The sequence below is a fragment of the Solibacillus merdavium genome (genome assembly GCF_014836935.1).
GTDB classification, from domain to species: domain Bacteria; phylum Bacillota; class Bacilli; order Bacillales_A; family Planococcaceae; genus Solibacillus; species Solibacillus ferritrahens.
The window spans coordinates 1-14,721 of record NZ_JACSPW010000021.1 but is presented as its reverse complement, the minus strand read 5'-3'; the positions used below and the strand labels follow the sequence as shown (position 1 = coordinate 14,721).

The 14,721-nt window shown below is 36.8% G+C and carries 15 protein-coding genes; 13 read left to right on the top strand and 2 right to left on the bottom strand.

Features of this window, described 5'->3' with window-relative positions:
* Window positions 1-15: 15 nt before the first annotated feature.
* The 4 genes from dat (at window position 16) to H9632_RS16655 (ending at window position 3,673) form a co-directional block, all read left to right on the top strand.
* Complete coding sequence (dat, locus tag H9632_RS16670) at window positions 16-867, top strand: D-amino-acid transaminase (RefSeq protein ID WP_191705200.1); 852 nt, start codon at window positions 16-18, stop codon at window positions 865-867.
* 115 nt (window positions 868-982) lie between these two features.
* Window positions 983-1,990 (top strand): nuclease-related domain-containing protein, encoded by a 1,008-nt coding sequence (locus H9632_RS16665; RefSeq protein ID WP_191705199.1) that lies wholly within the window; start codon window positions 983-985, stop codon window positions 1,988-1,990.
* A gap of 150 nt (window positions 1,991-2,140) precedes the next feature.
* Window positions 2,141-2,788 (top strand): tRNA (guanosine(46)-N7)-methyltransferase TrmB, encoded by a 648-nt coding sequence (gene trmB, locus H9632_RS16660; protein ID WP_191705198.1) that lies wholly within the window; start codon window positions 2,141-2,143, stop codon window positions 2,786-2,788.
* Window positions 2,789-2,812: 24 nt separating this feature from the next.
* Window positions 2,813-3,673, top strand: coding sequence for a YtnP family quorum-quenching lactonase (locus H9632_RS16655; protein WP_191705197.1), 861 nt, complete (start codon window positions 2,813-2,815; stop codon window positions 3,671-3,673).
* A gap of 103 nt (window positions 3,674-3,776) precedes the next feature.
* On the opposite strand, the gene H9632_RS16650 is transcribed toward H9632_RS16655, so the two are convergent.
* Window positions 3,777-4,091, bottom strand: coding sequence for a hypothetical protein (locus H9632_RS16650; RefSeq protein WP_191705196.1), 315 nt, complete (start codon window positions 4,089-4,091; stop codon window positions 3,777-3,779).
* Window positions 4,092-4,236: 145 nt separating this feature from the next.
* On the opposite strand from H9632_RS16650, the gene H9632_RS16645 reads away from it, so the two are divergent.
* From H9632_RS16645 to H9632_RS16605, 9 genes are all read left to right on the top strand, one after another.
* Entirely contained in the window at window positions 4,237-5,313 is a 1,077-nt protein-coding gene (locus tag H9632_RS16645) for a M42 family metallopeptidase (protein WP_191705195.1), read from the top strand.
* A 149-nt stretch (window positions 5,314-5,462) separates the two neighbouring features.
* On the top strand, window positions 5,463-5,999 hold the full coding sequence (locus tag H9632_RS16640; RefSeq protein ID WP_191705194.1) for a DUF84 family protein: 537 nt from the start codon (window positions 5,463-5,465) through the stop codon (window positions 5,997-5,999).
* A 71-nt stretch (window positions 6,000-6,070) separates the two neighbouring features.
* A complete protein-coding gene (locus tag H9632_RS16635) occupies window positions 6,071-6,589 on the top strand; it encodes a hypothetical protein (RefSeq protein ID WP_191705193.1) in 519 nt (172 codons plus the stop codon).
* Window positions 6,590-6,698: 109 nt separating this feature from the next.
* Window positions 6,699-7,514: a DUF1444 domain-containing protein gene (locus H9632_RS16630; protein ID WP_191705192.1), complete on the top strand. Its 816-nt coding sequence runs from the start codon at window positions 6,699-6,701 to the stop codon at window positions 7,512-7,514.
* Window positions 7,511-8,125 carry a YtpR family tRNA-binding protein gene (gene ytpR, locus H9632_RS16625; protein WP_191705191.1) on the top strand — a complete coding sequence of 205 codons (615 nt, stop codon included), beginning with the start codon at window positions 7,511-7,513 and terminating at the stop codon, window positions 8,123-8,125. The genes H9632_RS16630 and ytpR overlap by 4 nt, the downstream gene beginning before the upstream one ends.
* 196 nt (window positions 8,126-8,321) lie before the next feature.
* Window positions 8,322-11,372 (top strand): DNA translocase FtsK, encoded by a 3,051-nt coding sequence (locus tag H9632_RS16620; RefSeq protein WP_191705190.1) that lies wholly within the window; start codon window positions 8,322-8,324, stop codon window positions 11,370-11,372.
* Between the two features lie 148 nt (window positions 11,373-11,520).
* Complete coding sequence (gene murC, locus H9632_RS16615) at window positions 11,521-12,819, top strand: UDP-N-acetylmuramate--L-alanine ligase (RefSeq protein WP_191705189.1); 1,299 nt, start codon at window positions 11,521-11,523, stop codon at window positions 12,817-12,819.
* Window positions 12,820-13,105: 286 nt separating this feature from the next.
* Window positions 13,106-13,621: a DUF948 domain-containing protein gene (locus H9632_RS16610; protein WP_191705188.1), complete on the top strand. Its 516-nt coding sequence runs from the start codon at window positions 13,106-13,108 to the stop codon at window positions 13,619-13,621.
* Window positions 13,622-13,653: 32 nt separating this feature from the next.
* Window positions 13,654-14,139, top strand: coding sequence for a YtxH domain-containing protein (locus tag H9632_RS16605; RefSeq protein WP_191705187.1), 486 nt, complete (start codon window positions 13,654-13,656; stop codon window positions 14,137-14,139).
* Window positions 14,140-14,294: 155 nt separating this feature from the next.
* Here the strand turns inward: H9632_RS16605 and H9632_RS16600 are convergent.
* Window positions 14,295-14,721 (bottom strand): transposase (locus H9632_RS16600; protein ID WP_191705186.1); only part of this gene is annotated, 427 nt, incomplete at its 5' end.

The window sequence follows — 14,721 nt, the reverse complement described above, 5'->3', positions numbered from 1 at the left end:
AAGGTGGTATTTGAGATGAGCTTTAGTTTATGGAATGATCAAATTATAAAAGATGAAGAAGTAGTAGTAGACAAGGAAGACCGCGGTTATCAATTTGGTGACGGTGTCTATGAAGTAGTAAAAGTATATAATGGTGAAATGTTTACAGCAAATGAGCATATTGACCGTTTTTATGACAGTGCCGAGAAAATTCGTATTGTCATTCCTTATACGAAAGATAAATTGCATCATTTACTTCATCAGTTAATAGAAGTAAACAATATTGATACTGGTCATGTTTATTTCCAAATTACACGTGGTGCAGGTCCACGTAATCATATTTTCCCTGGTGATGATGTAAAGCCAGTATTAACAGGAAATACGAAAGAAAACCCACGTCCATATAAAAACTTTGAAAATGGAGTAAAGGCAACATTTGTGGAAGATATTCGCTGGCTGCGTTGTGATATTAAATCATTAAACCTGCTTGGTGCTGTGCTGGCAAAGCAGGAAGCATTTGAAAAAGGTTGCTATGAAGCAATTTTACATCGTGGGGATGTAATTACAGAAGGTTCTTCTTCAAACATATACGGAATTAAAGAGGGCGTGCTTTATACACACCCAGCAAACAATTTAATTTTAAATGGGATTACACGTCAAGTTATCATTAAATGTGCTGCAGAAATCGGGTTACCGGTGAACGAACAGCCAATGACGAAAGAACAGCTTCTTGCAATGGACGAAGTAATCGTATCATCAACTACTTCTGAAGTAACACCAATTATCGAAGTGGATGGTACCGTTATTGGTAATGGTACACCAGGGGATTGGACACGAAAATTACAAGCTCAATTTGAAACAAAAATTCCAAAAGGAATTAATGCATAGTTGTCAAATTAAATATTTTAGCGTGTTGCTTATTAGCAATACGCTATTTTTTTTGTACAATAACCTGTAAAATATAAGTATTAATGATTAGCAATGAATTTAGGGAGAAGATAAAATGGCTCAGTTAGTAAAACTTCAGGATTATATTTCACGTTATGAAATTGATTTAGCGCGTTATCCAACACAATTTATACGCTTAAAGCAAAACCAGTGGGATCGGGTAAAGTATCAATGGCAAGCGGGTGAAATGATTGAGCGTTGGGAACATATAGAGGAAGACAATGTTCAGGAAGAGAAAAAAACTTCACTGTTCCAAAAATTCTTCCCATTTAAAAAAGATAAACTTAGTGAAGAAAGTGAAGAACAAGAAGATATTGAAAAAGTAACGATTTCAAATGATTGGGCAGTGGAAAATGATGAATTTCAAGAAGAGGAAACAACGTTATTATTTGAACCGAATATCGTATATACACCACAAACTATAGAAGAGTTAAAGAAAATGTTTATAGATCAGTTTTTCCACTTTCAAATGAAATGGGCCAGCTCGACATTACGAGAAAAATCCTATGTAGATCCAAAATATATGCGGGATACATTGTTGCGTTCAATGTTACAAACATTACCTGATAATTATTTGATTTTTTACTTCCCGATATTAAGAGTGAAAAAAGCACCAATAGAATTGGACGTTATCATTTTAACGCCAACAGAATGCTTATGCATTACTTTATTAGAACAAGAGGAGCAGGCTGTATTTATTGCAAATAGCGAGCGTTTCTGGACTAAAAAAGTAGGCAAAAATGAGAAAAAGCTTTTAAGTCCACTAATTCAATTAAACCGTATGGAAAAAATAATCGACCAAATCTTTGTTCAAAATAATATTGAATTACCAATTCGTAAAGTATTACTAACAAGAAATGGCTATATTGATTATCCAGGGACAATGTATGGTATTTCATTTGTTGATAAACGGAAATTCCCGGAATGGATGAACTACTTGAAACGCTCTGTTTCACCGATGAAGCATATGCAAATTCGTGGAGCCCAGGCCATTTTAAATGCGGCTCAAACAACTTCATTTAATCGGGATATTTGGAATACAGAAGGTAATAAGGAAGATTAACAAAACAATTTAAATAGTAGCTATTCTTTATTTACATATTAGCTTGATTGTTATTTAAATATCGGGTCTAAAAAAGCATGGAGTTTAGCAAAAATCGTTTTTATAAGCTATAATATGAGACATGCAAACAACAGAAATGAGGATAAGTAAGTGAGATTAAAGCATAAACCATGGGCAGCAGATTATATTCAGGAACATCCGGATGTGATTATCCCAAACCCTGAGCATTATAAAGGGAAATGGAATGAAGTATTTGGTAATGACAACCCAATTCATATTGAAGTGGGTACTGGCAAAGGACAATTTGTATTAGGGATGGCTCTTCAAAACCCTGATATTAACTATATTGGAATTGAATTATTTGATAGTGTTATAGTATGTGCCTTGGAAAAAATCGTAGCAGCAGACAAACCATCGAATTTGCGTTTGTTAAAAGTCGATGGTGCAAAGCTAGAAGAGTTTTTCGGAAAAGGGGATGTGGACCGTGTATATTTGAATTTCTCGGATCCATGGCCAAAAGTGCGTCATGCGAAACGTCGATTAACACATGGCGGTTTTTTGAAAATTTATGAAAATGTTTTAGTCGATAACGGGGAAATCCACTTCAAAACGGATAACCGTGGTCTTTTTGAATATTCGCTAGTAAGTATGAATGAATACGGCATGGCATTAAAATATGTTTCTTTAGATTTGCATGCGAATATGCCGGAAGATAATATTATGACAGAGTACGAGGAGAGATTCTCGAAGCTCGGTCAACCAATTTATCGACTAGAATGTCAATTCAAAACTAAATAATTTATGATTTAGGGGGATGGAGAAATGGATCGATTTGAATTTCACAACATGACACTAACATGGATACATGGGGGTGTTACAGCACTAGATGGCGGGGCTATGTTTGGGGTAGTGCCAAAAGCACTGTGGTCTCGTAAATATCCGGTAAATGAACTGAATCAAATTGAATTAGCATGTGAACCAATCTTAATTCAATATGAGGGGAAAAATTATTTAGTGGATTCTGGTGTTGGTGCCGGAAAATTAAATGAAAAGCAACTTCGCAATTTCGGCGTTTCGGAAGAATCAACTATTGAACCAAGCTTAGCTAAAGTCGGTTTGCAGCCATGTGATATTGATGCAATTTTAATGACACATCTTCATTTTGATCATGCAGGCGGTTTAACTAAGTGGGAAGGTGACAAGCTTGTTCCTGTCTTCCCGAATGCTGTAATCTACACAACACAAATCGAGTGGGATGAGATGCGCAACCCGAATATTCGCTCGAAAAATACGTATTGGAAAGAAAATTGGGAGCCAGTACAACATTTAGTTAAAACTTTTGAGGGTGAGCTTGAAGTAGCACCAGGTCTAAAAATGATTCATACGGGTGGCCATAGTGAAGGACATGCGATTATTCGCCTAGAGCAAAATGGTGAAGTGGCGCTACATATGGCGGATATTATGCCAACCCATGCCCACCAAAATCCGCTTTGGGTATTAGCGTATGATGACTATCCAATGACGAGCGTATTTGCAAAGGAAAAGTTACTGAAAGAAGCACTGGAAAATAACTACCGATTTATTTTCTATCATGATGCGTATTACCGTATGATTCAATGGGATACTTCGGGCAAGGAAGTTATCGATAGCTTAGAACGCTCTAAAGAAGCTTTAATAAAATAACCATAAAAGCGCCCGCATGATTATTTCATGCAGGCGCTTTTTCCATCAATTTCGTACATATAATATTTATACGAAGACAAAGTTCGTCATCACATTTATATTTTTAAACTTGTTTAATATCCACAATTGCACCAGAACGAGCATCAGCTGCAAATTCGTAGTTTTCTATCTCCCCATTCATCGTACGGGAAATACCACCGCGGTATACCGGTGTTTCTGTAAAGCCATTACTAAAGTTTTCAGTTTTCATGTAAATCCAAGAACCATCAATCGGTGCCTGCTTTTTAAATTCATCTTTAATATTTGTTAAAATATGATCAGGATTTGCGTATGGCGCAACGCGATTGCTCATTTCCTTTACGATGACAGCGGCTGCCACCCCAGTTACAAGTCCTATTGTAAAATCTTTTAAGTTCATCTCAAAAACCTCCTCAAAATATTCACTATACTTACTTTAACATACTCATAAAATAGTGTAAAAAAAATAGAAGGTTCGAAAGTCGAAATACTCAATTAATTTTGTGTTATAATATGTGCAAATCTACTTTTAGAGGTGTTACATAATGAATCAAGACACACTGGCACTATTTAAAACTTTAACAGAACTGCCTGGAGCACCAGGTAATGAACGTGCGGTTCGAAATTTTATGCGTTCAGAATTAGAAAAATATTCAGATGAAATTATTCAGGACAATTTAGGTGGCGTTTTTGGAGTCCGTCAAGCAAAGGATGAGAATGCACCAAAAATTTTAGTGGCAGGTCATATGGATGAAGTAGCGTTCATGGTTACTTCCATCACAGATAATGGAATGATTCGTTTCCAAACGCTTGGTGGCTGGTGGAACCAGGTAATGCTGGCACAGCGTGTGACAGTCTATACTAAAGAACTTGAAATTCCAGGGGTTATTGCATCAATTCCTCCACATTTATTAACAGATGCAGAGCGTTCAAAACCGATGGATATTAAAAATATGCTAATCGATATCGGAGCGGATTCAAAAGAAGATGCGATAAAGTTAGGGGTACGTCCTGGTCAATCAATTATTCCCGTATGTCCATTTACACCAATGGCAAACCCTAAAAAAATAATGGCGAAAGCTTGGGATAACCGTTATGGTTGCGGATTGGCAATCGAGCTTTTAAAGGAACTTCATGGAAAAGAAGTGAATAGCCATATCTATTCCGGTGCAAACGTAATGGAAGAAGTCGGGTTGCGCGGTGCTGCAGTTTCAGCAAATATGATTAAGCCAGACTTATTCTTTGCATTAGATGCCTCACCAGCAAATGACACATCTGGTGATAAAAATGAGTTTGGACAATTAGGCAACGGTCCATTATTACGTATTTTTGACCGTTCAATGGTGACTCATCGCGGGATGCGCGAATTTGTTTTGGATACAGCCGAAACAAATAAAATTCCTTACCAATATTTCGTATCTCCAGGTGGTACGGATGCAGGACGTGTGCATACGCAAAATGATGGAATCCCTTCTGCTGTAATTGGAATTTGTTCCCGCTATATTCATACATCCGCTTCCATTATTCATGTGGATGATTATGCAGCGGCAAAAGAGCTGCTTGTAAAGTTAGTTCAATCGGCAGATCGTTCAACAATTGATTCAATACGTGCAAACGTATAAAAAAATAGAAGAATATATTATAATACAAGGATGTGAAATAATTGCATCCTTGTTTTTTTGTGAAATTGACGGGATAGCAATAAGCAATCTACATAAGGAAACGGTTTTTAAGAACTGTTTCTTAATTGAAACAACTTGGAGATGAAAAGATGAAAGTAGCAGTCGGAACGAAAAATAAAGCGAAAGTTGGCGCTGTCGAAGCAATTATCAAGCAGTTCTTCCCAGAAGCTACAATAGAGAGTATAGATGTCCCTTCTGATGTATCTATTCAACCTTTTTCAAATGAAGAAACAAGACAAGGTGCCATTAATCGTGCACGTAATACAATGATGAAGACAAATGCCGATATAACATTTGGCCTTGAAGGTGGGGTTGATGAAATTGAAGGGACAATGTATTGCTGTAACTGGGGAGCTGTGAATTTAAAAGATGGAACGGTTATTGCCAGTTCCGGTGCGCAATTTGCATTGCCTGAAGAAATCGCACGGGAGCTTCGGATAGGGAAGGAACTTGGACCTGTCATGGACGTCTATACTAATATTGAAAATATTCGTCACCATCAAGGTGCAGTTGGCATCTTTACACATAATTTAATCGATCGTAAAGCAATGTTTGAACATATCGTGAAGCTATTAGTTGGACAAGTATTATTCAAAATGAGCAGAGATCAAAACGAACAAATGTAAATCATTTTCGTTGCATTGCAGGTTGAAAAATTATTATGATACGATAGAAAGTCTGAAAGAGGGGGGAAACTATGGGTCGTAAATGGATACAAGCAGCTTTACTTATCGTAATAGTTGCTGTTTTGACTGCGTGCAGCCAATCAGTTGAGGACCAAGCTTTAGCTGGAATAGAAAATGCCGAAACGGTGTTCAGTAGTGAACCAAAAGAAGTGAATAAATCAATTGGACATATAGAGCTGTACTTGCCAGCGGGGTATAGTATTGAAAAAGGAATTGATGAATTAAATTATACAATTCTAAATGGTAAAGATTCATATATTTTATTTGTAAACCAAAATGAAACAAATGATAGTCAGCTGCATTATGATATTTTTAAGAGCGAGAGTACAGGTAAAATCGTGGAGGAAAAAACCTTCAAGTCTGATGATCTATTCGGGTTTTCGGGAGTTGTAGAGCAATCTAAAGGGAAATATGAACTCATCGCTAATTTAGGCGGGGTTAAATTATCAACAATTTCCGAAGACAAAAAATTGGATACCAAAATTCAGGAAATGATGGAAATTGTACAGACTGTCAACGTTATTGATTAGCTTGAAGCATTGCGCAAAGTATTTGTATTGCTTTTTTGCTACAATGGGTTAAGTAGATGAAACGGTTCACATTTGTGGACCGTTTTTGATTAGATAAAGGAGTGGTTGAATGGAATCGAAGCAATTAGTAGCTGAACTAAAGACTAAATTGGGTGAGGCTAATTTTACATTCACATTCGATGAGAAGCACGATAAATTGCGTCTGGATCACAAAAAAATCGGAAAAGGAATGGACATTTTTTTACCGGAAATAGTGACGAAGTACAAAACGAAAAAAAATCAGGCTATTGATGAAGTTGTTTATACAATTGAACAAACCTTTTTAGCAATGGAACGAGAAGAGGAGCAAGGTTTTGGAGGATTGGCTTCAGTATATCCTATTATTCGTTCCACATCCTTCCCCAAAAAATCAAATGAAGGCCATACCTTTGTAATGACAAGTCACACTGCTGAAACTCGTATTTATTATGCACTTGATTTAGGGACAACTTATCGTTTAATTGATGAATCAATGCTACCAAAATTAAGTGTATCAGAGGAGCAGATCCGCGAAGCTGCCCGTTTTTCTGTAAAAAAATTGCCGACTTCTGTAAAACGTGATGAAGTTTCGGGCAATATCTATTATTTTTTAAATCAGAATGACGGTTATGATGCGAGCCGTATATTGAACGAAAGCTTTTTAAAGGAAATGGAAAGTAAAATTGAAGGAGAAATGACAGTATCTGTGCCACACCAGGATGTATTAATTATTGGTGATATTCGAAATGAAGTAGGGTATGATGTATTAGCGCAGATGACAATGCATTTCTTTACAGTTGGCGCGGTTCCGATTACGAGCTTGTCATTTGTATATGAAAACGGTCATTTAGAACCAATATTTATTTTAGCGAAAAACAAAGTAAAAAAGGAGCAAGAAGAAAAATGAAAGTAGCATACAACAAAACACATGTAGGAGATGTCCTATTAGTTCAGTTAGCAACAGAATCCATTGTAAAAACAGAGGTTGAACGTGCTGGTGACGTAGCCATCTTAAAAGAAGAATCAACTGGTGAAATAAAAGCATTCAACCTTTTCAATGCTAGCAAATATTTGGACTTGGATGTAGCAGGCAATGTGGAAGTTACACCTGAATTAGTGCAAAAAATAGAGACAGCCTTAACGACTAATGGTGCAGAAATTTCTTTGGATGTAGATTTCTCCCCTAAATTCGTTGTAGGTTATGTAGAAGCAAAAGAAAAACACCCAAATGCTGATAAACTAAGTGTATGTAAAGTAAATGTAGGTGACGAGACATTACAAATCGTATGTGGCGCACCTAATGTTGAAGCTGGCCAAAAAGTAGTAGTAGCAAAAGTCGGTGCAGTTATGCCTTCAGGGTTATTAATTAAAGAAGGAAATTTACGTGGAGAAGATTCATTTGGTATGCTTTGTTCGGCACGTGAACTAGCAATTCCAGGTGCTCCAGAGGTAAAAGGGATTTTAGTCTTAGAGGATTCTGCCGAAGTAGGTAGCCCATTCGAAATACCTTCTCGTTAGGGGAAGATAAAAGTTAGTATGTTGAGCCTAGCCTCTTCATACTAACTTTTTTTATGTTTAAAAATATGAGTGACAAAGCGCATTTATACTGCAAATATGATATGCTTTTGAGGTGTATAAATCTTATATACATATAAAGACCGTTTAAATAATGAAATTTGAATGGCAACGTTTTTAAGGAAAGTAGTGGGTATTTATGAGCTGGATAAAAAATAAATTTAATAAATTGTTTAAGATGGATTTATATGAAGAATATGATGAACAAGAAAGTTATACAAACACCGATACCAACGAACAAAATAAAGTGCAGCCTGACTTTAATGAGCAGGCAGATCGAGATCGTAAGAAAAAAGCATTTCGATTCCCTTTAATTGAAGATGAATTTAAAGAAGCAGAACAAAAAGAAGAGCAACAGCGCCAAACAACTAGCTTTTATGATGAAGACAATGAAAAGCTTTCATTGCCAAGTTATTTGCAGAAGTCTTCTGCTGGCCGTGAAATCTATGATGTGGAAGTCTCTGGTATTGGAGAGCTGCTGGAGCGACGCCGTAAAGGAAAAGGACATTCAAATGTCATACAGAAGAATGATCCAGTACGCCGAATGCCAATTCTGAAAGAAGATCGTGAAAATTTACGCAAAAAACCGACGCTTGAAGAAAAACATGTCAGCAACCAAGCTGCGAAACCAATTGAATTGAGAAAACGCTTTATTCCTACAGATGTACCTTCGCCTGTACATGGATTTAAAAAGCCAACACCCATTGAAAAGCTAATCGAAAAACACCAAGAGGCGGAAGAACAGCAAAAAAATGAAGTACCTGAATTAACAGTAAATATTGAACCTGAAAATATTGAAGCGCTCAATCAATTTTCTGAAGAAGCTGTTGAACATTCTACTGAACCGGTACAACAAGAAACAGTTGAACAAAGTACAAGTGAAGAGTTGTTACAACATAGTGAAATTGTAATTGAGACGGAAACAAGTAGTGAAAAAGAGCTTATTCTGTTTGAAGTGGAAGATGACGTTTCGGAACAACAAGATCTAACTGAAGCGACAGATAATAAAGACCTATCACCGCCTGATATGGTGATAGAAGAAGTAGAAGAAAAGGAAACAATAGAAGAGACTACTGCTGCAGAAACTATGAATGATGTACAGGTAAAACATGTAACGATTGAAAATTCCACAATTCATATCGGTCAATTAAATGTTGAGCAAATTCCTTCGACAGACGAAAGTACTGTAATCGAGCAAAAGAGTGAGGAAACAGTAAAACCTGTCAGTACGGGAAGTCGTCTGCCATTCAATGTTGTCATGTTGAAATCAGATAAACAAAAGTTGCTAACAAAGAAATTTGTCGAGCAACAATTAAGTCAACAGAAGCATATTGTTATAGAGTCGGAAGTAGTAGAAGAAGGCATTAAAGAGGATATTGAAGAGGGTAACGGTCAAAATGAATTGGTAAATTCTGAGATGACTATGACCACTACATTTAACAATGAAGTCGCTACCACTCAACGATTGGATAATGAGCAGAATAATCTTATAGATACAAATCCATTAGCCCTATCTGATGGACAGGAAGAAGATAAAACTGAAACAATTATCTTACAACATGAACCGTTACAAAAAGGTGTAGACAGCGAGGTACGAACAGAACCAATAAATGACTTGACTTTGACTTCTGTTGGTTTATTGGAGCGTGATGAAAATGTGCAGCAACCATTGGAAGAGTTGCTCGAAGTAGCCGCTACTACGGAAGTTCAGGAATTACCTTTAATTGAACATAACAGCGAGGAAGCTATAGAAACTCCTCAATTGCCAAAACGGATCCCTTATGTGAAACCACCACTTGAGTATTTAGTGCCACCTGAGGAAATGGTAGAAGATCGTGATTGGATGGACGAACAGGGAGAGAATTTAGTCGAAGCATTATCCCACTTCCAAATTCAGGCGCATATTGAGTCAATCGTGCAAGGACCTGCTGTAACGCAGTTTGAAATCACAGTCGGGCAAGGGACTAAAGTAAGTAAAGTCCGTAATTTAACTGATGATATTAAACTGGCGCTAGCTGCAAAAGATATTCGAATTGATGCACCAATTCCAGGGAAACGTTCAATTGGGATTGAAATTCCAAACCGGATTTCCCGTTCTGTACGATTATCTGAAGTGACGGATTCAGCATCGTTTACTAATTCTGATTCTCCATTAGAGGCTGCTTTAGGTTTGGATTTAACAGGTAAACCTGTAACCATTGATTTACGAAAAATGCCACATGGTCTTATTGCAGGGGCAACAGGCTCTGGTAAGTCTGTATGTATTAACTCGATTTTAGTGAGTTTACTATATAAAGCAAATCCTAATGAATTAAAACTAATGTTAATTGATCCAAAAATGGTTGAATTGGCACCGTTTAATCATATTCCGCATTTAGTAAGTCCTGTTATAACGGACGTTAAAGCTGCTACTGCCGCACTAAAATGGGCAGTGGAAGAAATGGAAAGACGATATCAGTTATTTATGCATAGCGGTGCACGTAAAATAGAAGCATATAATAAAATGTGTGACGCAAATGGAATGTATGCACAAAAGCTCCCATACTTGTTGATTGTAATAGACGAGTTGGCGGATTTAATGATGATGTCTCCTCAAGATGTAGAAGATAGCATTGTTCGAATTACTCAAAAGGCTCGCGCTGCAGGGATACATTTAATTGTTGCAACACAGCGTCCTTCTGTGGATGTCATTACAGGACTAATAAAATCCAATATTCCAACACGTATTGCCTTTTCAGTATCATCTCAAATTGACTCTCGTACAATTTTGGATACACAAGGCGCAGAACGCTTGCTAGGGCGAGGGGATATGTTATATTTAGGAAATGGAATGTCCGCTCCTACCCGAATTCAAGGTACATTTGTTACTGATGATGAAATAGAGGAAATTATTGAGTATGTACGTGAACAGGGAGAGCCACAATATATATTTAAGCAAGAAGAATTATTAAAACGCTCTGAAACAGTAGAGGACCAAGATGAATTGTTTGAAGAAGTATGCCGATTTGTATATGAACAAGGCTCAGCGTCGACATCACTTTTACAACGTCGTTATCATATAGGCTACAATCGAGCGGCAAGACTAATAGACATGTTAGAACGTCAAGGCTTTGTTTCTGAACCAAAGGGAAGCAAGCCGAGAGATGTATTTATAACTGAGGAAGATTTAGTTGAGCAATTTGGCGGATAAGCTACAGGATAATTGAATGATAATAAATTTAGAATTGTCGTTCAATTATTGTTACGTATATTTGGTGCTATAATGTAGGCATAACTTTGAAAACAATAAATTAATAATTTCAATGGGATCAATGCATCCTAGGAGGGTTTTAACAATAATGACACGCTATCATTTTACAGGTATTAAAGGTTCAGGAATGAGTTCACTTGCGCAGATTTTATTTGATGCTGGAGAGCAAGTACAAGGTTCTGATGTAGATACGTATTATTTTACAGAGCAACCTTTACGTGACCGAGGAATAGAAATTCTAACATTTGATGAAAATAATATTAAAGAAGGCTTAACAGTAATTGCAGGTAATGCATTTAATGATGACCATCCCGAATTAGTGCGTGCACGTGAATTAGGTTTAGAGGTTATCCGTTATCATAAGTTTTTGGGTGAGTATAGCAATCGCTATACATCTATTGCTATTACTGGGGCGCACGGTAAAACATCAACAACTGGTTTAATGAGTCATGTTGTAGGAGGCTATATGCCAACTTCTTATTTAATAGGAGATGGTACGGGTTCTGGTACACAAGATGCATCGTACTTTGTAATGGAAGCATGTGAATACCGCCGACACTTTCTAGCCTATCATCCGGATTATGCTGTAATGACGAATATTGATTTTGATCACCCAGATTATTTTACGAGCATTGATGATGTATATGATGCATTCCAACAATTAGCATTACAAGTGAATAAAGCAATCATTGCATGTGGAGATGATGAACAGCTTCAAAAAATTCAAGCGAATGTACCAGTTGTGTATTATGGTTTTGATTCTGCCAATGATTTTTCAGCTCGTAATATTGAGAAAACAACTGAAGGTACTGTGTTTGATGTATATGTTCGCAATGAATTTTATAGTAAATTCTTTATTCCACTATTTGGGGATCATACAATCTTAAATTCATTAGCGGTTATTTCACTCTGTCATTATGAAGGCATACCAGCAAATTTAATTCAGGAACGACTTAATACTTATGGAGGGGTAAAACGCCGCTTCACGGAATCAAAAATTGGCGACATTGTTTTAGTAGATGATTATGCACACCATCCTACTGAAATTGCGGCAACTTTACAATCCGCACGTCAAAAATATCCAGAACGTAAAATCGTTGCGATATTCCAACCACATACTTTTACTCGAACAAAAGCCTTTTTGCAAGATTTTGCGGATAGTTTAAGTGGGGCAGATACAACATATTTATGTAATATTTTCGGTTCTGCTCGTGAAAAACAAGGTGAACTTTCCATTGAAGACTTAGCTTGCCTTATCGAAGGGTGCACTGTACTGACTCTTGATACAATTGACGATCTTAAAAAGCATGGAAATGCCGTGTTCCTTTTCATGGGAGCGGGAGATGTTCATAAATATCAAGATGCTTTCGAAGCTATTTTGAAATAAAAAAGAAAAACAGCTTAACCTGGATTAGAGGATAAGCTGTTTTTCATACATAAATGATAGAACTAATATTTATAATGGGTTTTATTAACTGATGGAATGGGAAATATGACAATATGGACAAAAGGCACATTCATTTTTGAGTGAGTGAAAAAAATATATGATTGTAATAATTTCACGAGTGAAAAACTTATATTTCGTGTAGTTTTGGCGAAATATGTTTTCAAAGAAAAGGATTGTCAGGTTTTTTGTCGAATGTTTAAATGGACTAGATATAGGAGGTAACATTATGGAAGTACTACTTTATATAGCTGCATTAGTAGCTGCAATCGGATTTTTAGTGTTATGTGTAAGCATCGGTATGACACTGTTTTCTGTAAAGAATACATTGAATTCTATTGCCGGAACGGTTGCTGGAATTGAAGGGCAAATGGAAGGCATTACCCGTGAGACGACCAGCTTACTTACAAAAACAAATGCATTGGCTGATGATATTTCTGAAAAGTCGGAGAAGCTTAATTCTGTAGTCCACGCTGTTAAAGGGGTAGGCGATTCTGTAAATAGTTTAAATTCATCGGTACAACGCATTACTACATCAATTTCCACAGAAGTTCACAAAAATGAAGATAAAATTGCACAAGTTGTTCAGTGGAGTAATGTCGCAATGGGTATCGCGGATCAATGGCGTCAGCGTAAGCCAATTAACGATGAAGATATTATTTATACGAGTACTAAAACAAATGAAACACCACCAAATATGAAGGCAAAATCAAAATTTGGGTTTTTGAAAAGAAATAATGGGTAAATTATTTTAAAATGTCAAGGGGGAGTATTATTATGGAAGAAAAACGAGTTAACTATCAACAGCTTAATGATTCAATTTATGATGATGAAAAAATTCATGTAAAAGATTTTGTAATTGGGGCATTAGTTGGTGGAATTGTAGGGGTAGCCACTGCGTTATTATTAGCTCCAAAAACAGGCAGTGAAATGCGCAACGATGTAGCGGTACAAGCTGTAACTTTGAAAGATAAAAGTATCGAGCTTTCCGGGACAGCAAAAGAAAAGACTGCTCAACTGTCTACTCAATTAAAAGAACAATCTTCATCAATTGTTGAAAAAGTAAAAGGGAAAACAGTAAAACAACCGCCAGTATTTGATGATGGAACAGCATCTTCCGAAGGGGAAGAACCATTACCTTTAGACGAAGTTGCTAAAGTAGATGATCCAAAATCTCAGGCAATAGCTGCTGAAAATGCAGACCCTGATAGTGTAAATACAGATCCTGATCTTGCAAATTCTACACGTCATACTGATATGTAATAAATGCAAAAAGGCTTCCAATAAATGTTGGAAGCCTCAGATTGTCGACAAAAGGCATCGAGAGCTCGTCTCTCGATGCCTTTTGTCATTTCTTTTATCAAATTAAGCTCCGAAGTTCTGTAAAAGGTCTCCTTTTCGAGGGAAGATGCCCTCATCTAAGCTCCTTGCCAAGTCCATGTGGCAAGTTTCTTCAAATTCATGGCAGCAAAAGTAAGCATCGCCTGCATGGACAATTTTTTAAGGCCTCTTAGTGTTGTCCATCGCATACCATGCTTCTCTTTCGCATCCGCAAAGACACGTTCAACTGTCTCTTTTCGTTTTGCATAAATGGATTTAATTTCATGATGATGACGAAGATGTTCGGCTTCTTCTAGATAATCTGCCCAAATATGTCGCTGAATCATTTTCGTATGATTTTTACTTTCCGTACATTGTGCTAGAAATGGGCAATCCGCACAAACCGCTGGATTCGATTTGTATTGGCGATAGCCTTCTTTCGTCGTCATTGTATAGCGCAACATCTGGTCATTCGGGCAAATATAGCAATCATAATGTTCATCATAGACATACTCATGTTTACGG

Coding starts and splice junctions, on each gene's coding strand:
- dat (WP_191705200.1), top strand. CDS start 16: ATGAGCTTTAGTTTATGGAATGATCAAATTATAAAAGATGAAGAAGTA.
- H9632_RS16665 (WP_191705199.1), top strand. CDS start 983: ATGGCTCAGTTAGTAAAACTTCAGGATTATATTTCACGTTATGAAATT.
- H9632_RS16655 (WP_191705197.1), top strand. CDS start 2,813: ATGGATCGATTTGAATTTCACAACATGACACTAACATGGATACATGGG.
- H9632_RS16650 (WP_191705196.1), bottom strand. CDS start 4,091: ATGAACTTAAAAGATTTTACAATAGGACTTGTAACTGGGGTGGCAGCC.
- H9632_RS16645 (WP_191705195.1), top strand. CDS start 4,237: ATGAATCAAGACACACTGGCACTATTTAAAACTTTAACAGAACTGCCT.
- H9632_RS16640 (WP_191705194.1), top strand. CDS start 5,463: ATGAAAGTAGCAGTCGGAACGAAAAATAAAGCGAAAGTTGGCGCTGTC.
- H9632_RS16635 (WP_191705193.1), top strand. CDS start 6,071: ATGGGTCGTAAATGGATACAAGCAGCTTTACTTATCGTAATAGTTGCT.
- H9632_RS16630 (WP_191705192.1), top strand. CDS start 6,699: ATGGAATCGAAGCAATTAGTAGCTGAACTAAAGACTAAATTGGGTGAG.
- ytpR (WP_191705191.1), top strand. CDS start 7,511: ATGAAAGTAGCATACAACAAAACACATGTAGGAGATGTCCTATTAGTT.
- H9632_RS16620 (WP_191705190.1), top strand. CDS start 8,322: ATGAGCTGGATAAAAAATAAATTTAATAAATTGTTTAAGATGGATTTA.
- murC (WP_191705189.1), top strand. CDS start 11,521: ATGACACGCTATCATTTTACAGGTATTAAAGGTTCAGGAATGAGTTCA.
- H9632_RS16610 (WP_191705188.1), top strand. CDS start 13,106: ATGGAAGTACTACTTTATATAGCTGCATTAGTAGCTGCAATCGGATTT.
- H9632_RS16605 (WP_191705187.1), top strand. CDS start 13,654: ATGGAAGAAAAACGAGTTAACTATCAACAGCTTAATGATTCAATTTAT.